The following is an 18,894-nucleotide window of genomic DNA, read 5'->3' on the forward strand; positions in this document are numbered from 1 at the left end:
TTTTTATGGCATGCGATGCGTAGTAGTATTGATATTAAACCTGGTCAGCTTTTCCGCTTTTACTCAGCAGTACACGATTGCAGGAAAAGTGCTTGACAGTGAGGGGGAAGCTTTGCCGCTTGCACACATCCTGATACCCGAAACCAATAAAGCTTTTGTAACAGATGTCAATGGTAAATTCTCATTTACTTATGCAGCTGGTAGTCTTAGCTTAGAAATCAGGTATACAGGTTATGCAACACTCAGGCAAACACTCCAATTAAAAAGAGATACTACCCTGCTATTTACGCTTCAGTTGATCAGTGAACAATTAAATGAGGTAGTGATTAAGTCAAGTCAGATTTTACAATCCGATCAATTAATCTCCACCCGATCCAGTACACTTACCTTAAGTGAAAAAGAGATTAACGCTATTCCTGTTTTGGGCGGTGAAGCCGATTTAATTAAAACTATTCAATTATTACCAGGGGTTTCAAAGGGTGTAGAAGGCACCACTGATTTATTTGTACGTGGTGGTGCTGCGGATCAGAACCTGGTGTTGTTAGATGGTGCTCCTGTTTATAATACCGGCCATCTCTTTGGTTTTCTATCGGTTTTCAACCCCGACATATTGGAGGGGGTTGAATCTATCAATGGCGCTTTTCCGGCTAACTATGGCGGACGACTTTCTTCCATTTTAAATGTGAATACCAAATCACGAATGGCAGAGAAAACCATGGTGTCGGGCAACGTTGGGCTATTGGCATCCAGACTGATGATACGCCAACCCATTCTTAAAAATAAATTGGAGGTTTGGGTAGCTGGCCGCAGAACCTATGTGGACCAGGTGGTAAAGGCTGTAGGCGAAACACTGCCTTATTTCTTTTATGACATCAACGCCAAAATCATTTATCAGGCTAATAAAAAAGACCGCTTTGAGTTTACACATTATGTAGGCGAAGACGTGCTGAATTTTGTAAGAACAGGAAGAGACACTGCCAGTAACTTCCGATTCACCAGCGACTTTACCATTGCCAACAGTGGACAAACTTTTTTATGGAAAAGAAAAATGAACGAAGCACTTAATTCTACGCTTCGCCTTTACAGAACTTCCTTTCGTTACACTATCGAAAATCAATTTGAAGAAAGCAGGCTCTTCACCAATTCGAATATACTGGACTGGGGTGCCAACTGGACGCTAACACAAAAGCTGACAGATGCTTTTAGTCAAACCGTTGGCTTTGACCTTGTACAGCACCAGGTGAGCCCGAATGTGATTACCACTTCAGGTGAAATCTCTCAGTTACTGGAAAGTAGTAATACACAAGCACAAAAAAGTTTCGAAAGCTCACTATTCTACCAGGCAGATGGCAAATTAGGTAAAGATTGGAGCTGGAGTAGTGGTTTACGCCTGTCATCAGTAACGGTTAACAATACATTCTACCTGAATCCGGAGCCGCGCCTAGCCATCCGTTATCAACTAAAAGAGAATGCCGCACTCAAAGCCAGCTATTCACGCATGGCGCAATACATACACAGAGTCTCCAGTGCAGCCGTTGCTTTCCCTACCGACATCTGGTATCCTGTAACGAATCGTGTGGTGCCGCAAACTGCAGACCAATTTACACTTGCCTTCAACCAAAACTTACCTAAACAAAATCTCTTCATCAGTCTGGAGACGTATTACAAAGACTTAAATAACTTGATTGGCTACAGAGAGGGCACTAATCTTTTTCTCAATACTTCTTTTGAAGATCAGTTGATACAAGGTTCCGGACAAGCATATGGTTTTGAAGTGCTCATCAAAAAAGAAAAAGGAAAATTTACAGGTTGGATCAGTTATACACTTTCCAAATCGCTACGACAGTATGATGAGATAAATCAAGGTAATTGGTTTTTAGCACGGTACGACCGCAGACACAACGGAGCTCTTGTACTTAATTATGAACTAGGAAAACGTTTCTCACTTTCCGGTGTGTTCGAATTTATTTCAGGCTCTCGTTTTACACCCATCATTGGTCAATACATTGTACCCAGCACTACCTTGGGTGGTGTTCAGTTAATTCCAGTGTATGCCAGCATTAACTCAGTAAAGTTGGCAGATACGCATAGATTAGATCTTGGTTTAAAGTATCAATCATTAGCAACAAAAAAATTTAGGAGTGAGTGGTTTGTAGGTGTGTACAATACTTACAATAGAGCCACACCCCTTGGTATTAACATTGTGCCGAATCCCGATGGTTCTTTCCGATATGAACAACCAGGACTTTTCGGTTTATTACCCTTTATCAGTTATGGATTTAAATTTTAAGCGATGACTGTAAAAGCATTTACCTACTTATACATTTTAATAGCAACATTTTTGTTGTCAAGTTGCTTACCCGAGCCCCTTCCTGTGGATGATATTCCAAAACTTGAAACAAAAATTGTTGTGTCTTCACAAATTATTCCTAATACGGGTTTAGTTGTCTTTGTTTCTAAAAGTATTGGAGCGCTGGATGCCGGAGATGACAGCGATCCGGAAAGCCTTATTGAACAAATTGCCATTAGTGATGCATTGGTAACACTCAAGGTAAATGAAAACCTTGACACCCTTGAAAATCTTGGCAATGGTCTATACGGGAATATCATATTGGATTGGCAAAACAATGTAGACTACACCTTAACTGTCAATACCACTTTATTAGGATCGGTTAGTGCCGTAACACGCATTCCGGATTTCGTTTCCTTTGATGAAGTAAGTGCCACCATTTTTGATAATGGATTCGATTCGCTTGCACAAATAGCTTATCGCCTAACCGATCCTGTGAGCGACAACTATTACATGATTAATGTGCAGCGATTCAGGTCATCGCAGGAATTGAGCAGTCTGGTAAACCCAAGGATTTTCACTAAACTTTTTGACGACAAGGAATTTGATGGCCAGGAAAAAGCCGAAACCTTTAATGTACTTTTTCAGGAATTTTCTGAAGGCGACTCGATAGCCGTTTCCATGGCCAACATTAGTAAAGCCTATTACGATTTCTTAAAAGTAAGAAGTGATAATCGATTTAGCTTTGTGGAGTTTGCGGGTGAACCGATTAACTACCCAACCAACGTGCAAGGTGGCTATGGATTTTTCAACCTGCACACCCCCGATGTAAGGGTATTCATTTTAGAGTAATGTTGGATTATTGATGTTCCTTGTTCAGTTAATACTTCAAGTCCATTTTTTTTAGAACATTGCTATTTTCTCATACGATTACTCAGTAACATCTTGATTGAGCAGGAGCAGTGATTCACTGCAACCGGCTAAATCTTAATACCTCTTTGCATGGGCACTTCCACAAAAATGAGTTCACTGTCTTGTTTGCCCATTAGGCTAATCATATCGGTTTCATAAACACCGAGAGCATCACCTTCCTGAAGTAATGTTTCTCCTATTTGTACTGAGCCTTTTGCACAATGTACGTAAACACCATTGCCAGGCATTTGCATTTTATAGTCAATAGAAACGCCATTCAACAATGAAGTAAGACTAAAAAATGCATCCTGATTAATCACAGCCGTATTCTCTCTACCGTCAGGTGATATGGTCAGCAGTACTTTGTTCAATTTATCTGAAGGTTTAAAGCTGAACTTATGGTGAAGAGGCTTGACGTCTAGTTTCTTCGGATACACCCAAATCTGATAACTGTGAAAAGAGGTTGTTGTTGAGGCATTAAACTCACTATGCATAATACCTGTGCCTGCGCTCATTGTTTGCACAGCCGTTGGATCAATAAATCCTTCAGCTCCTGTATTGTCTTTGTGATGTTGTGCTCCATCGATTACAATTGTGCTGATCTCCATATTCTGATGGGGATGCATGCCAAATCCCTGGCCTGGAAAAACTATGTCATCCGCAAAACCACAGAGTTCACCAAAATGTGTTTGATAAGGAACAAAGGCATAAGCACTTTTTTTCATGGCATCTTCTTTATGCCAACGGTCTTGAGAGCGTCTTAGTAATATTTTCATTTTTTTATTTGATAAGGTGCCAAGTGACCCATTTTACCTGCTGCGTAATTTCTTTTTGTTTCATTCATTTGTTCATGGCTTGTCATCACAAATGGGCCGCCATAAACAATGGGTTCATGAAGAGGTTGCGCACTTGCGAACATCAATGAAAGACCTTCTGAGCCTGCACTCAACTTTATGCTAGTTCCTTCCTCTGAAAAATTGATTAGTTGTTGTGGCTTCAAGTTTGTATCCTCAATTTTTCCATTACCGGCAAGTGTATAGATAAATGCCATCTCCTTTGCATCAAGATTTATAGACTGCTTAGGCTTGACAAGTACATGAAGTAAAGTAACATCTGTCTTTAATTGGTAAGTGGTACGCTCATGCTGAAAGGCACCATGGAGAATTCTTACTGTTGCAGTTGGTAAGTGTACTTCTTTTACCTGATTAGCATTGGCGTGTATAGCTTTAGGTTCAACCATTCTGTCTTTTTCAGTATGATTAATCCAGATTTGAAATCCGTGTGCTTCATGACCATTTCCTGTTGGAAATTCATCGTGATGAATACCGCTGCCTGCTTGTGTAATGTGCAAGCCTCCCGGTTCTATCGTACTGAAATCCCCGTTGCTATCGCGATTAATAAAACTCTCCTTACTATCAGGAAGCATGTACGTGAGCACTGATATACCTGCATGCGGATGTGGTCCAAACACAGGTTTATCCATGTAGTACTCTGTAAAAACAAGAAAAGGTTCTATCGGATATTGGTGTGCAAAAATGTCGACACCTCTTAATCCCGGAAATGCCTGTTTGAAGGCTAGCTGATTGACGGTAGTTATTTTTTTAAAATTGCTGTCCATATTAGGTTATTTGATCTATTTAAAAACCATGAACAATTAAAAAAGATTCAACAAACGGTTAAAAATTATATAGTTGCTTATACAATTGTTGATTACGCAACAAATTGGCTAAAAAAATCAGCTTTTAAGGTTATGAATAACTTTTTTTAGGTGGGACATAAGCACGGTTTGGTCCGCTTTTGAAATGCCTTTCAAGGCAACTTCAAGCGATTTCCCGGCTGCTTTGTAGGCCTTTGTCTTCAATAATTTTCCTTCGCGTGTAAGTACGATCCGCTTTACCCTGCGGTCGCTATTATCGGCTATCCGCTTCAGTACACCTTGTGCCTCCAGTATATCTACCATACGGGTAACACTGGCGCGATCTCGCCCCAACAATTGCGCCAAGGACTGCTGTGTAGTACCATCTTGTTTCCATAAATGGGTTAATAGTCTGAATTGGTCGGCTGTTATGCCATTGCCTGATTTCTCATTTAATTGTGTAAGCTTTCGGCTTAATAAATAATTTATGCGCCCGATGTACCTTCCAAAATTATGTTCTATATCCATTACAGTTTTATACGATAAGTAATTATAAAAGTACAGGTCACCAGGGAATTTCCACCCGATCTCTGAAAAACTTGCCGCTAGAAATCTTCTCCGCTGTAGCTAACCAAACAGCAGTATCAGCGCCTTGTTGCACACTGCGTGGCGCAGATTTTCCACCCATATCGGTTTTAACCCAACCCGGACAAAAAGCATTTACACTAATTTGTCGCGAACTGTATTCGTAAGCCAGATGTCGCGTAATGGCATTCAATAATGATTTGGCAACGCAATACGCGGGCGACCAGCCACCAACCGGATCGCTCATGCTGCCGCCTTCACTTGAAGTCATGATGATGCGACTACCTTTACGGAGCAGAGTTTGAAAGTGCCTTGTTACTTCAAGTTGTGCCATAGCATCTGTTTGTACACTCTCTTTAATAACTGCCCAACTATTGTTTAATAAAGACTGGTCTTCTTTTAAAAGAATTGCTGCATTATTAATGAGTACATCCAGTCTGCCAAATTGATGTTGCACTTGGCTTACTGCCATTTTTATACTGGCTTCATTGGCGATATCTAATTGCAGCACATGGGCCGTGAGGTTACCCATTTCTAATACTTTAAGTGCCTCTCTTCCATTTTGCTCATTTCGGGCCCCTAAAAATACTTCATGACCAAGCTTTGCCAGTTGTTTAACAATTTCAAAACCGATGCCTTTGTTAGCGCCTGTCACCAGTATTACTTTTCTTTCCATAAGCAGAAATTTATGATCAATTTTACAGGAAATTTTCTGTATTGATCTATTAAACCAAATTTAATTCCTGACGTTTAGCATCTACCTAAGCGCTTGGCAAGGTTTCCTTTATATGAATACATTCTCCACAGTCAACCCTTTTACACAACAAATCATTGAAACATATGCTTTTCAATCGCATCAAGAAATTGATCAATGTCTGTTAAAGAGCAATTTAGCTTTCCAAACCTGGAAAAACACCCTAGTTTCTGCAAGACAAGATTATATAAGCAGTATAAAAAGCAAGCTGATCAATAAGCGCGATACCTACGCTAGACTTATCAGCTCAGAAATGGGAAAGCCTTTAATTCAGGCCGTAGCTGAACTTGATAAATGTGCCTTACTCTGCGATTATTATATTGAAAAAGCACCTGTATTCTTGCAAGCACGAGAAGAAGCGTATCCGGATAAAAAGGTTATTTATACACTAGCCCCCACGGGAACAGTTTTTGGCATCATGCCTTGGAACTATCCCTTCTGGCAAGTATTTCGATATGCTATTCCTAACCTGCTGGCAGGTAATACTGTTTTACTCAAGCATGCGCCAAGCACAAGTGCCTGCTCTCTTGCCTTACATGAGTTGTTTACCTCAGTAGAATTTCCCAACATATTTCAATCACTTATAATAGACATCCCTCAGGTAGAACAGGTAATTGCGCATGATGCTGTGCAAGGTGTTTGTTTAACAGGCAGTGTTAAGGCAGGAAGTGCGGTGGGTGCATTGGCCGGAAAATACCTGAAAAAAACAGTGCTGGAACTGGGCAGTGCTGACGCCCTGGTTATTTTAGATGATGCTATTTTCCATAAAGCACTTGATGGTGCTTTTCAGTCGCGAACATTTAATGCCGGACAATCATGCATTGCTGCCAAGCGTATTTTTGTGCAAGAGCAAAAACTTAATGAAGCTATTACTTACCTGCAGGATAAGTTAAAGACCTTGCGCTTAGGCAATCCGTTGGAAGAGGGCATTAACCTGGGGCCTGTTGCCAGGTTTGAATTTGTACAACAATTAGATGCACAGGTAAAACAGGCCATACAGTATGGTGCACGAAGAATTACCGGGGCTGAAGTACAAGGTGTATTTTTTACACCAGGCATCATCGTGAGTGAAGCCAGCAACCCTATGAATCAGGAAGAAATTTTTGGGCCTGTAATTAATCTTATCCCCTACAAAAATGAAAACTCTTTAGCTGCTGATATCAACAATACAAATTTTGGATTAGCTGCTTCTGTTTGGGCTACAGACGAAGCACAAGCTATTGCCTGGGCGCATAGCATTGAAGCCGGTACTGTGGTGATTAACGATTACACCAAATCAGATCCACGCATTCCTTTTGGTGGCATTAAAAATTCGGGCTTTGGTAGGGAGTTAGGTGACTTGGGCTTTAGATCATTTGTGAATGAAAAGGCAATTATCATTAATTAATCTGCTAATCCGCGTTTTACCCAAATCCATCTGACCGCTGCTTGCTTCCGCTTTCAACGGCCAGAAGGATAGTTCTTTTAGAATATCTACTTTTGATAAGGCCATCTGTACCTAAGCGGATCAACAGCTAAAGCTTACCATTCCTTAACTAACGATCTTAAAATTAAAAGCACCATTTTTAGTTGCAGACCAAACCCTCAACCAAATTGGCAACACAGCTTCAGTGCCTCTGGCATTGCTAATATCACCAAGGTCTAAAAGGTTTTCATTCTTCCATCCAAACTGATTTAATAAAGATTTTACCTTTGCTTTGGCCTCAGCATCATTACCACAAATAAAATTTGTATGATTACCCTCACCAATCATTAAAGGATTAACCATTAAACCACACCACATAGTGTTTAATGTCTTAACAACCTTTATTGCTGGAAATTCTTTTTGAATTTCTTCACCAAGCGAATTCGTGTTGGATAATGAAGGAATTAAAGAGGGAGGAGCGCCATTGCTAAAGTCTAGTGGGTTAGCAACATCGATTAAAATTTTACCGTTCATGACAGGACCTGCCAGTTTCAAAGCATCAATTGTACTATCACCTTTAGTACAATTGAAAATAAGTTCTCCGAAAGCAGCTGCATCAGCAAATGTTCCTGCCCGTGCGCCATGCTTAGCCACGAATGCAAGTGCCTTTTCATTAGAGCTTGAACGTGAGCCCATCATTACTTCATGACCTAATTCTATTAAACGCGAACCGATGGTATCCCCCACCATCCCTGTTCCTAATACGCTAATTTTCATATTTCTTCTAGTTATTTACTTTCAAAAGTATAGTTTTACAGGGGCACTTTGCAATATCATATCAGGCATAACAGCTACTGTCAAGATTGACCGAATTGGAAAAATGAGTCTGAATCGAATAAAATAGATATAAAAAAAATATGAAAATAAATCAAGAGCAATACAAATTCATCATCAAAGGCGAGGAATACCACTGTGCTTTAGACATTACTTCCGCATTTGTAGGAGGTAAATGGAAAACCGTTGTACTTTGGTATTTGAGAAATAACAAAAAAAGATTCAGCGAATTAAAAGAGTTTATTCCTGACATAACAGATAAAATGTTATCCCTGCAATTACGTGCTCTCGAAGAAGATGGTTTTATTAAACGCACCCTTTATCCAGAAGTACCGCCTCGAGTTGAGTATGAATTAACTAAAGAAGGAAAAACGCTAATTCCTGTATTAGAAGCCATGGCTTTGTGGGGAAGAACTAAAGCTCAAAAAGATGGTAAGATGGTAAAAGTGAATAAGAAATAATTACTTCGTATGACTATCCAAAAATCTACACTCGACTTTCTTAAAGCCTTAGCACGTAATAATAACCGTGATTGGTTTCAAAAAAATAAAGAACGTTATCTGGCTTCGCAAGAAAACATGATGGAATGGCTTGATGTATTATTAGCTCAGCTTAGCAAGCACGATCAACTTAAAACGGCTACTGGCAAAGAAGCCTTGTACAGAATTTATAATGATGTTCGATTTTCAAAAGACAAGGCTCCATATAATCCACGCTTTGCGGGTAATTTTAAAAGGTTAAAACCCTTCTTACGCGGTGGCTATTACTTCTGGATTAAACCCGGTGCATCACGGATAGGCTGTGGTTTTACTTATCCAAATGCTGAAGACCTGCTGCGTATCCGTCAGGACATTGCTATCAACTATGAAGATTGGTACAAGCTCTTGAAGAATAAAAAGCTGAACAATACTTTTGGCGCCATGCAGGGTGAAACGGTTAAAACTGCACCGAAGGGATTCCCCAAAGATCATGAAGCCATACATCTATTACGCCATAAACAATTTTGGTTTGAGAAATCATACACCGATAAAGAGGTCTTGTCAAAAGATTTTCTTAAACAGGTAAACAATGATTTCAAAGCCATAAGACCCTTCTTCGATTACACGACTGAGATTCTGACAACCAATCAGAATGGTGAACTCATCATTAAATAAAAATGAAAGCAGCTCGATAAGCAAGCTGCTTCATTCATGTATTAGGCTGTGAAAACCAGGGCAAACTCTTTAGCAAAGTCCTCCAATTTGGTTTTACTAAAAGCAGGTAAATTTTTTCTGGCTCCTTCCTGAATGGTACCCTCACGTAAGGCCTTACCCATCGTGGCGTAACTATCGGCATGTGTTTCAGAAAGGCCAGCTTGTAGCATACCGGATTTCTGTTGTTCATCGCTAAACACTACCCAGTTAAGTTCCTTCCCTATTGCCTTACCTATGGCAGCAGCAACTTCCTGTCCACTTCGCTCATCACTAATAATGTAACGCGCAGATTTATTTGTAAAGTTCAGCGACAAAAGTTCTTCCAGGGCAGCAGCAGCAATATCTTTTGTGTGTACTAAAAACATTTTTTCTCCTTCACCAAAATTAGCACCCATAATGCCTGCTTGCTTAATGAGTGGCACCTGAGTGTAAAAGTTTTGAAAAAAGAAAGATGGCCTTAAATGCTTCACATGAAGTTGGGGTAATTTATTGAGCAGTTGCTCAAAGTCATAAAGTCCATCTACCGGACCAACACCCTTGCCTAATTCTGCCCCTATGCTGCTCAAGTTTACAACATATTTAACATTGCTGTTTTGTAAGGCATTAAAATAATGATTGGCGATTTCATTTTGAGATTTACGCCATTCTGTTGTCTGCCAAATGGGCGGAATCATAGTATAGGCAACATCAATATCCTGAAAGGCACTGATAACGAATGATGCATCAAACAAATTGCCCACGAGTGCTTTTGCTCCGAGCTTTTCTATGTCCGCCACGCGATCACGCGAGCCTGTTATCACTGATACTGAGTTTCCACCCTTCACTAAACCCTCTACAATCGGCTTACTGATGTTTCCTAACGATCCTGTAATGAGATACTTTTTCATATGTGTTGTTTTTCTTTTTTTACGCTACAAGGTTAGTACTAAAGTCTGTATATTGCGTCTAGTTATAATATTATGATATAGTCATAAATTTTAGACTAATATTGATTTACAGATACTTATGAAAAATAAATCATTGAATGATCTGGAAAACTGCCCCGTTACAGCCACCATGGAAGTAATTGGTGGCAAGTGGAAACTCCTTATTCTTCATCTGATCAATAACGATGTCAGGCGTTTCGGTAAGATGAGTATGATGTTAAAAGACATCAGCAAACAGATGCTTACTACACAGTTGCGCGAACTGGAAAGTGATGGCATCATAGTGCGAACCATTTATGCGGAAATACCACCCCGTGTAGAATACGCTTTATCACCCAAAGGCATGGCCCTGCTTAAGGTTGTGGACTCGCTAAAAGAGTGGGGATTGAAGTATGTTATTAATGAAAAAGTAAAACAGGAAAAATTAGTCTCTGCATAAAGCGTAAGACAAGTTTGGCATGAGGATTATTTGCAAATGCTTCGGGTGATTAGCCATTTAATCAGGCTTCGCCCCTGCCAAAGCCTACTGTATCACGGTACACTTGAGGTGAAATGTTTGCATTATTTTTAAAAAAACGACTGAAGTAATACTCATCCTGGTAACCCAAAGCAGCTGCTATCTCTTTCACCGGCTTTTTAGTCAGATAAAGTTCGCGCTTGGCTTCAATAATAATGCGTTCAGCAATTAAATCGGTAAGCGTTTTGTTAAAATAGCTTTTAGCGATTTTCCCAAGCGCCTTGGGACTCACATGTAGCATGTCAGCATAGTCGCTTGCCGAATGTTTTGTTTTATAATGTTCTTCAATGGCATCCTTGAGTTTTTGCAAAACAAAAGGTTCTCCATCAGCTTTCAGTTCTTTACTCGCTGGTAGCTGTTCTGATTTTAATCGCGTAACGTTAATCAGCAATATTTTAAGATAAGCAACTAACAATTCGTATTGGGCTAAAGCAGGATTTTGCATTTCTGCTTTAATCTGCTTAATCAATGTTGTTAGCTGTGCAGCAGTACTTTCAGTAATTAAGGTAATGGGTGGATCGTAAACATTATTAAACAATAAGCCATTGCAGGATATTTCTTTATGGTGCTTGAGTATGCAGAAGAAATCTGAGTGGAAATGAATAGCGTGCCCCTTAACGTCTGTGCTATCGTAAATCATAAAAGGCTGGTAAGGTGAAAAGGACAAGAGCGCTCCGGCTTCAAAGGCATAGTCTGCAAAATCTGCTTTTAGTTTCCCCCGGCCTTCTGTAATCCAGATCAGGGTGAAGTAATTTTGTCGCTGTACATGATCAAAGGCATGCGCATCTTCAAATGAAAAAATCTTGAAAGCCAGATTTCCATTTTGTTCGTTGATCATGGTAAAAACAGTTTGATTTTGCATAGCGATTTTATGGTAGAATAGAAATAATGATTAATAAAATATAGTAAATCATTTTAGTTCGTAACCATTTAAGTAAACATAGGTATGGAGAACTGGACTATCCTAATTCTCCATACCAATATGCTCACTTGAATTTACTACTTACTGTTTAACCTGAGGCCAATTTTTTTCTGCGGCCTTTAATAGGTTTGGTTCGTCAGTATTCCAGGCCTCCAAGGTATTGAAGTTAGATCCGTTGAAAGGTCCGTTGAAAAACAAATACAATTTTCCATCAACAATTTTAAAGGTCTCAGGGTTAATAGGAAATTTTGTGGCTTTCGCTCCTACGCCCCAGGCACAATAACCATCATATTCGGGTAAGTACTTTGCCGGGTTTTTAACAAATGCTTCCTTGTTTTCCTTACTAGAAAATAAATAGGTTACTTTTTCGTGTGTTGCCTTAATTGAGGCATTACCCTTCACTGCTTTATTCGAAAAATAGGCCACAACATCATAGCCACCAATGGCGATACCCTTATCATCAACAGGCGCTACTTGTGCATAGGTACTGATAATGGTTAGAAAGAAAATAAAAACGAGTACTGATTGTAGATTTTTCATATTATTTAAATTTAAGTTGTTACTAATTAAACTGAAGCGACTTCTGCGTAAGCATTCACCTCAGGAAAGTCGATTTGTGTGTTGGCAGCCTTATTGAGGTAATTGGTAAAAATGTTTAGCGCTACCTGAGCAATAATCTCACTTACTTCTCCATCAGCATAACCAGCGTCCTTTACTGCTTGTATGTCATTTGTAGAAACACCACCTTTTTTAATAACAAGCGCAGTGGCAAAATTTAAAGCTGCTTGTATTTTGGGTGAAGCATTTTTACCCTCTCTGGCGGCTGTTAAGGTTTCCTTGTCGAGGCCCACCAGTTTCTCACCTATAAAAGAGTGTGCAGAAAGACAATAATTGCAGGCATTCAATTCTGCAACGGTGAGTGCAAGTAAGGCGCTGGTTTTAGCACCCAGCTTACCGGCACTCAAGGCACCACTAAAATTCAGGTAGCCTTCCAGCACAGCGGAAGAGTTGCCCATGGTGCGCATCATGTTCGGCACCATTCCTAATTTTTGTTGTACAGCATTGAATAATTCCTTGGTTTTTCCTGATGCTTGGTCAGGATTTAACGCGATTAAGTTTTCCATATTGATTTGCTTAATTTTTTGTCCCTATTGACGATACAAAAGTGGTGGAGTCTAAGGCTAGCTAACATGGACAAAGGGCGCACTTACATGGACAATTTTCTTAAATACCTGAGATTAGGCTATAAATGAATAAATATTCAGTTATTTTTGTGCCATGGCACGACCCAAAGACGATAGCAAAATTGAAGTCATTTTTGAAGCCACGCTTAAAATTGTGCTAAAAACTGGCTTTAATGGACTAAAAATGGCCGATGTGGCCAAAGCTGCCGGTCTGGCTACGGGCACACTCTATATCTATTTTAAAAACAAAGAGGTATTGATTAACGAGCTATTTCTATCCCTAAAAACAGCCAAAACACACCGTTTGCTTTCAGTATACAATGCTAAAGACAGCTTTGAAGTAAATTTCAGAAATCTCTGGTTCAATTATTTAGAGCTCAGTTTGAAAGAGCCTGAGCGTATGCTTTTTATTGAACAATTCGCACATACTTCTTATTTAACAAAAAAAACGAAAGCACTTGGGGACGAGTTATTAAAACCACTTGAAGAATTTCTACAACAGGGTATCAAACAAAAAAAAGTAAGGAAGTTACCGATTCAACTCTTGTTGAGCCAGTTAATGGGGCCGATCTATGAAATCGTAAAGCTCCATATGGATAAAAAATTAGTTATAAATAAAAATATAAAAGAAGACCTATACGACATTGCTTTACGGGGAATAAGTATTTAAAAAAATTTAAACGATAAATGAACAAAAATTCACTCATTATGAAAAAAACAGTTGTCATCACCGGTAGTTCTTCCGGCATCGGAAAAGCGACCGCACTTTATTTTGCTGAGCAAGGATGGAATGTAGCCGCAACCCTTCGTACTCCGGAAAAAGAAAATGAGCTTACAAAAATCAGCAATGTAAAGCTCTATGCCCTGGATGTTACCAGTAGTACTAGCGTTGAAAATGCATTAAAATTAATTCAGAAAGATTTTGGCAGAATTGATGTGGTTGTGAACAATGCCGGCTTTGGTGCTGATGGGGTATTTGAGTCAATGAGTGATGAATTTATTGAGAAGCAATTTAATACCAACGTATTTGGCTTAATGCGCGTGACTCGTGAAGCCATCAAAATTATGCGCGAACAAAGGGGCGGTAGTATCGTACAGATTGCCAGTGTTGGGGGTCGGGTAGCCTTTCCGTTGTACAGCATTTACCACGGTACCAAGTGGGCAGTAGAGGGTTTTACTGAATCCTTACAATACGAGCTTGGGCAATTCAATATCAAACTTAAACTAGTTGAGCCCGGTGCTATTAAAACAGATTTTTATGGTAGAAGCAGGGCCTTTACTAAACCAGCTTATACCAATGCCTATGATACTTTAGTGAAGCAATGCGAAGCGGTTAGCATGGATGCCGGTGAGAAAGGTGCCTCTGCTGATGTGGTAGCTAAAGTAATTTTCAAAGCTGCTAACGATCATTCAACAAAAATGCGTTATCCTATTGCTTATCCCGCCAATGTATTATTGCCTTTAAAAAGAATTCTGCCCGAACGCTTATTCTTCTGGCTGGTTAAACAAAGCTATAAGATCTAATTCAATTAAAACTAAGTATATGGAATTTATCAAGACTTACTTCAACGCTGAAAAATCAGAAAGCCTGATATTTATGGCAATAGGCATTATACTTATAGGATTTTCAACCTATGCCCTCATTAAATGGGGCGAAACATTCTATAAGGGATTTGCTATACCTGCCATACTTATAGGATTGATTCAACTAGCAGTAGGCGGAACTGTCTTCTTCAGGAGTGATCAACAAATAGCAACACTCGAGGCATTGTATCAAAAAAGTAAAACAGATTTTGTAAGCACTGAGTCTGATCGCATGAATAAGGTGATGACTAATTTTTCTATTTATAAAAAAATAGAGATCGCCTTTACTATTGCAGGACTTCTACTCATAATGCTGTCCCCATCAAAAGAATTCTGGCTTGGCCTTGGGGTGGGTTTGCTATTACAAGGTACACTGATGCTTACCGCAGATGTTTTTGCTGAAAGAAGAGGGGGAATTTACCGAGCAGCCGCTACTAGTCAACAGTAGTGTACACTTTATGTAGTGACAAATTCGCCTCGACATATTAAAAAATATTCCGATATTTCGTAGCTGCTAAAGTTTATTAGCAATACTATCAAAACTGAAATTGATTTGCCATGAAATATCTGCCCCTTATTGCTCTATTTTTACTCGGTTGCAATAAGAAAGAAGATCCCACTCCTGCTAAACTCTATTTTCCAACCAATAACAGCAGCTGGGAAAGCACAAGTCCCACATCTTTGGGTTGGGATGTTGCTAAGCTGGAGGCCTTGAATACTTTTTTGGAAGCGAATAACACCCGTGCTTTTATCATTTTAAAAGATGGGAAAATTGTTGTTGAAGAGTATTATGGAAAACAGTTTGATAATGTAACCAATTTTTCAGCAAGCAGTAATTGGTACTGGGCTTCTGCTGGCAAAACACTTACTTCTGTGTTGGCTGGTATTGCAGAAGAACAAGGTTCATTAAACTTTGATGCCAAAACATCTGATTATCTAGGCATGGGTTGGACCTCTCTCACCCCAACACAAGAAAATAAAATTACAGTACGTCACCAACTCACCATGACTACAGGACTGGATGATGGTGTGGCTAATCCTGATTGTACTACACCTGCCTGCCTTGTGTTTAAAGCAGAACCCGGTACACGCTGGGCATATCACAACGCACCCTATACACTACTTGACGAGGTAATCGCAAGCAGCACCGGCAAAAGCCTGAATACTTTTTTAAACGACAATTTAAAAATCACCATAGGCATGGATGGACAGTATATTCAAACCGGTGATAACAATGTATACTACAGTACAGCACGATCCATGGCTCGCTTTGGCCTGCTACTATTAAGCAAAGGCAAGTGGAACGACACTCAAGTAGTACCAAAGGAGTATGTGGAACTGCTCTCAGCTTCTTCTCAAAATCTCAATCTCTCTTATGGTTACCTCACCTGGCTGAATGGTAAAGCCTCCTTTATGGCGCCCGGTTCACAACTGATCATTCCTTCGTCTGTAACACCTGCCGCACCACCAGATATGTTTGCGGCTATGGGTAAGAATGGTCAGTTAATTAACATAGTGCCTTCACAAAATTTAATCATGATCAGAATGGGTGACGTGCCCGACAACTCCTTAGTACCCTTTTTGTTTCAGGATGATATCTGGGAGAAGCTCAATGAAATAATTGTCAACTAATAGCATAGTTCTGCCATAAACATGATCATTCAAAATGATAAGTTTTTACTATTTTTGAAGCAATGAAAATTGTAATGACTCTAATGAGAAGTGAAGCAAAACTGGTTTCCAGGCTGGTTTTGTTCATCTTACTTACTTGGTTAATTACACCTGAGCAGGGTCATGCTTATTCTCCCATTCAAAATAAAATCTACAAATCAGGGAGCGAACAAATTTTGCTTAACCTTGATTTAAGTAAGCAAAACACTTTTAATTCTCATGCAAAGGAAAGTAATTACGCTGTAGAAAATGACTTGCTGAATTTGAACCTCGATTCAGTTTGTAATTTTTTAAAAACATTTTTACAGGTAAATGCATTTATCCGAAATACGTTTTATGTCAATCCGACAATAAACGCACCTTAGCAACTATTCCTTTTTAACGCCATCATCTGCATTGAATGCAACCATTCAACTGGTGTTGTATTGTTCCAATTTTTCACGCATCAATTATTTTATGAAATCATTTATAGAAAGCATCAAAAGGCTTTGGTTCTTTTACTTCATTGTAATTTTATTAATCCTCTGTGTATTAACTATTGGCTTTTCATAAGAAAAGCTGGTTCATATTCTTGAATTGCATACCCGTTTACTAGGCGGGTATGCTTAACCATTACACACATCCTTACATTCTGGCTGAATTATTTTCTCTTTTTCATGTGAAATTTCATTCAATAGTTACCTGATTTGGTTCATAAAAAAATGAGGATGATTTACGCTACCAAAAGCTTGTGTTTTAGACAAGGTACTTTACAAACCCATGAGTAGTGTATACCTTAAAATTAAGGTATCCAAATCCATAATCTAAGCTCAATTTACAGGAAAGCTGCCTGAAATACTATCCTAATTCCTCTTTGTAAATTGAATAGTCTGTAAATACAATGCATTCAAATTTTTGACCCACATTTTCTAGTAGTATATCCTTTTCCGGAAGTCAGCTCCTTCTTTTTATATTTGATGTGATCCAATTTTCTACCTCCATGTTTAAACGCACATTTCTTTGCGGCATTATCTGTTTGTGTCTGCACAACACTACGGCTGCGCAAGTGCAAATAATTATCGAGTCCTTGCCTCCCGCTACTTCCAGCACTGACACCATATACATCTGTGGAAGTTTTAATGACTGGAAACCGAATGAAATTCAGTATGCCCTGCAAAAGCAACTCAATGGTCAACTAGCGATTACATTGGATTTAAATACGCTTAATCACGAATATAAATTTACGCGCGGCAGCTGGACTAAAGTAGAAACAGATATAGATAATAATTATATCGACAATAGAAAATTTCAAGTAGGGGAAAAGAAAGTGTATGTAAGAATTGATAACTGGTTAGATCTTGGTGGAGCCCGATCATTAAACTACATCGTGTTTTATTTTTTTGCATGTGCTTCTCAGGCGCTGCTACTGCTCTTTCTGGTGTATCGGGTTCGTGAAAAAATGTCTCAGAAATTGAAGGCCATGATTTTCACAACTACAATGCTAATCCTTTTCTTGCTCCTGGGCGTTACCCATGAAATCAGTAATCGGATATGGCAGAGTTATTGTGTTTTCCTCTTTCACTTTGGCTTATTCTGTTGGCCACCTATTCTAATCTATTTTTTTCATGCAATGCAAGCTCAACCTTTGCCAAAAAGATTCAGACTCTATTTGATACCGGCAAGCATAGCCGTATGCATCATTCTTATCCGTATTTTAAATATCCAATACTTTAGTTTTTTAGCCATGCCTGTTAGTGCTGCACTTACTGTTGGCAATTCTTTCATTTTTTCAGGCAGTATTGTATTTACGCTCTATGTCTTACTTCACATACTAAGGAAATTTCCCAACTTCAAATCCTTGCATTTCAGCAGTAAAAATCCGGCATCTACTTTTCTCGCTCGTTTCTATTGGGTGAATGCATTGGCCCTTGCTTCTATGCTCTTTACATTGATTATTCTTGCCAACGGTGGGCATCATTCTTTTTTTGAAGATTTTCATGCAACAGCACTGCTCCTCACCTTATTAATTTTTATTGAAACCTATTTCCTGTGGCGATATCCTGAGATAATTGAAGAAGAAAAAGTTAGCGCCCCTGCTTCAGAAAATCTGCAGGAGTGGATACCGCGATTAAATAAATTCATGCTCGAGGTTAGGCCTTATAAAAAAGCTGACCTTACTATTTCTGACCTGGCCGAAATGTTGGATACTAAATCACACATTCTTTCCCGAATCATCAACGATCATTATAAAAAAAACTTTAGAGATTTTGTTAATACCTACCGTGTTGAAGAATTTATTGCTTTAGCGAATACTAAAGACTACAAACATTTTACTTTTCTGGCTTTAGCTCAAGAAGTGGGCTTTAATTCAAAGTCAACCTTCAATCTAGCTTTTAAAAAGGTTACGGATCAAAGTCCCCGCGACTTCTTCAAAAGCCACGAGAATCTGGAGTAAAATTCCCCCTTTAAAGCGCCTACTTTTAAAAATAGGACATCTACCCA

Annotated in this window: 21 protein-coding genes; 12 read left to right on the forward strand and 9 right to left on the reverse strand. The window is 39.2% G+C overall.

The genetic code is table 11. From position 1 onward, the window contains the following. Positions 1-10: 10 nt before the first annotated feature. Entirely contained in the window at positions 11-2,290 is a 2,280-nt protein-coding gene (locus ACO1XM_RS08490; protein WP_486227851.1) for a TonB-dependent receptor, read from the forward strand. Positions 2,291-2,293: 3 nt separating this feature from the next. Next, positions 2,294-3,142 carry a DUF4249 domain-containing protein gene (locus ACO1XM_RS08495; RefSeq protein WP_486227853.1) on the forward strand — a complete coding sequence of 283 codons (849 nt, stop codon included), beginning with the start codon at positions 2,294-2,296 and terminating at the stop codon, positions 3,140-3,142. A gap of 128 nt (positions 3,143-3,270) precedes the next feature. Here ACO1XM_RS08495 and ACO1XM_RS08500 read toward each other — a convergent pair whose 3' ends face one another. The 4 genes from ACO1XM_RS08500 to ACO1XM_RS08515 form a co-directional block, all read right to left on the reverse strand. Continuing rightward, complete coding sequence (locus ACO1XM_RS08500; RefSeq protein ID WP_486227855.1) at positions 3,271-3,978, reverse strand: pirin family protein; 708 nt, start codon at positions 3,976-3,978, stop codon at positions 3,271-3,273. Beyond that, positions 3,975-4,820 (reverse strand): pirin family protein, encoded by an 846-nt coding sequence (locus ACO1XM_RS08505; protein ID WP_486227857.1) that lies wholly within the window; start codon positions 4,818-4,820, stop codon positions 3,975-3,977. The genes ACO1XM_RS08500 and ACO1XM_RS08505 overlap by 4 nt, the downstream gene beginning before the upstream one ends. Before the next feature lie 117 nt (positions 4,821-4,937). Then, on the reverse strand, positions 4,938-5,366 hold the full coding sequence (locus ACO1XM_RS08510; RefSeq protein ID WP_486227859.1) for a MarR family winged helix-turn-helix transcriptional regulator: 429 nt from the start codon (positions 5,364-5,366) through the stop codon (positions 4,938-4,940). Positions 5,367-5,403: 37 nt separating this feature from the next. After that, positions 5,404-6,099 (reverse strand): SDR family NAD(P)-dependent oxidoreductase, encoded by a 696-nt coding sequence (locus tag ACO1XM_RS08515; protein ID WP_486227861.1) that lies wholly within the window; start codon positions 6,097-6,099, stop codon positions 5,404-5,406. 112 nt (positions 6,100-6,211) lie between these two features. Between ACO1XM_RS08515 and ACO1XM_RS08520 the strand changes: the two genes are divergently transcribed. After that, on the forward strand, positions 6,212-7,564 hold the full coding sequence (locus ACO1XM_RS08520; protein ID WP_486227863.1) for an aldehyde dehydrogenase family protein: 1,353 nt from the start codon (positions 6,212-6,214) through the stop codon (positions 7,562-7,564). Positions 7,565-7,708: 144 nt separating this feature from the next. Here ACO1XM_RS08520 and ACO1XM_RS08525 read toward each other — a convergent pair whose 3' ends face one another. Next, positions 7,709-8,359 carry an NADPH-dependent F420 reductase gene (locus tag ACO1XM_RS08525; RefSeq protein ID WP_486227865.1) on the reverse strand — a complete coding sequence of 217 codons (651 nt, stop codon included), beginning with the start codon at positions 8,357-8,359 and terminating at the stop codon, positions 7,709-7,711. A 140-nt stretch (positions 8,360-8,499) separates the two neighbouring features. On the opposite strand from ACO1XM_RS08525, the gene ACO1XM_RS08530 reads away from it, so the two are divergent. Both ACO1XM_RS08530 and ACO1XM_RS08535 read left to right on the forward strand, forming a co-directional pair. Further along, on the forward strand, positions 8,500-8,877 hold the full coding sequence (locus ACO1XM_RS08530) for a winged helix-turn-helix transcriptional regulator (protein ID WP_486227867.1): 378 nt from the start codon (positions 8,500-8,502) through the stop codon (positions 8,875-8,877). A 9-nt stretch (positions 8,878-8,886) separates the two neighbouring features. After that, positions 8,887-9,570 carry a DUF2461 domain-containing protein gene (locus ACO1XM_RS08535; RefSeq protein WP_486227869.1) on the forward strand — a complete coding sequence of 228 codons (684 nt, stop codon included), beginning with the start codon at positions 8,887-8,889 and terminating at the stop codon, positions 9,568-9,570. 41 nt (positions 9,571-9,611) lie between these two features. Here the strand turns inward: ACO1XM_RS08535 and ACO1XM_RS08540 are convergent, their stop codons facing one another. Next, positions 9,612-10,496 (reverse strand): NmrA family NAD(P)-binding protein, encoded by an 885-nt coding sequence (locus ACO1XM_RS08540; RefSeq protein WP_486227871.1) that lies wholly within the window; start codon positions 10,494-10,496, stop codon positions 9,612-9,614. 118 nt (positions 10,497-10,614) lie between these two features. On the opposite strand from ACO1XM_RS08540, the gene ACO1XM_RS08545 reads away from it, so the two are divergent. Then, positions 10,615-10,974, forward strand: a complete 360-nt coding sequence (locus tag ACO1XM_RS08545) for a winged helix-turn-helix transcriptional regulator (protein WP_486227873.1) — start codon at positions 10,615-10,617, stop codon at positions 10,972-10,974. A gap of 61 nt (positions 10,975-11,035) precedes the next feature. Here ACO1XM_RS08545 and ACO1XM_RS08550 read toward each other — a convergent pair whose 3' ends face one another. The 3 genes from ACO1XM_RS08550 to ACO1XM_RS08560 form a co-directional block, all read right to left on the reverse strand. After that, positions 11,036-11,914, reverse strand: coding sequence for a helix-turn-helix domain-containing protein (locus ACO1XM_RS08550; protein ID WP_486227875.1), 879 nt, complete (start codon positions 11,912-11,914; stop codon positions 11,036-11,038). A 141-nt stretch (positions 11,915-12,055) separates the two neighbouring features. Beyond that, positions 12,056-12,514 carry a YHS domain-containing (seleno)protein gene (locus ACO1XM_RS08555; RefSeq protein ID WP_486227877.1) on the reverse strand — a complete coding sequence of 153 codons (459 nt, stop codon included), beginning with the start codon at positions 12,512-12,514 and terminating at the stop codon, positions 12,056-12,058. A gap of 26 nt (positions 12,515-12,540) precedes the next feature. Continuing rightward, complete coding sequence (locus tag ACO1XM_RS08560) at positions 12,541-13,098, reverse strand: carboxymuconolactone decarboxylase family protein (protein ID WP_486227879.1); 558 nt, start codon at positions 13,096-13,098, stop codon at positions 12,541-12,543. Positions 13,099-13,252: 154 nt separating this feature from the next. Here ACO1XM_RS08560 and ACO1XM_RS08565 point away from each other — a divergent pair, with 154 nt between their 5' ends. The 6 genes from ACO1XM_RS08565 to ACO1XM_RS08590 all read left to right on the forward strand — a co-directional run bounded on the left by ACO1XM_RS08565 (position 13,253) and on the right by ACO1XM_RS08590 (position 18,847). Then, positions 13,253-13,828 (forward strand): TetR/AcrR family transcriptional regulator, encoded by a 576-nt coding sequence (locus ACO1XM_RS08565; protein WP_486227881.1) that lies wholly within the window; start codon positions 13,253-13,255, stop codon positions 13,826-13,828. Positions 13,829-13,866: 38 nt separating this feature from the next. Further along, entirely contained in the window at positions 13,867-14,682 is an 816-nt protein-coding gene (locus ACO1XM_RS08570; protein ID WP_486227883.1) for an SDR family oxidoreductase, read from the forward strand. Between the two features lie 19 nt (positions 14,683-14,701). Next, a complete protein-coding gene (locus tag ACO1XM_RS08575; protein WP_486227885.1) occupies positions 14,702-15,190 on the forward strand; it encodes a hypothetical protein in 489 nt (162 codons plus the stop codon). Positions 15,191-15,300: 110 nt separating this feature from the next. Then, positions 15,301-16,374 (forward strand): serine hydrolase domain-containing protein, encoded by a 1,074-nt coding sequence (locus tag ACO1XM_RS08580; protein WP_486227887.1) that lies wholly within the window; start codon positions 15,301-15,303, stop codon positions 16,372-16,374. An 83-nt stretch (positions 16,375-16,457) separates the two neighbouring features. Next, a complete protein-coding gene (locus ACO1XM_RS08585) occupies positions 16,458-16,778 on the forward strand; it encodes a hypothetical protein (RefSeq protein ID WP_486227889.1) in 321 nt (106 codons plus the stop codon). Positions 16,779-17,392: 614 nt separating this feature from the next. Continuing rightward, positions 17,393-18,847, forward strand: a complete 1,455-nt coding sequence (locus ACO1XM_RS08590; RefSeq protein ID WP_486227891.1) for a helix-turn-helix domain-containing protein — start codon at positions 17,393-17,395, stop codon at positions 18,845-18,847. Positions 18,848-18,894 lie beyond the last annotated feature (47 nt).

Source organism: Chryseotalea sp., assembly GCF_057350905.1.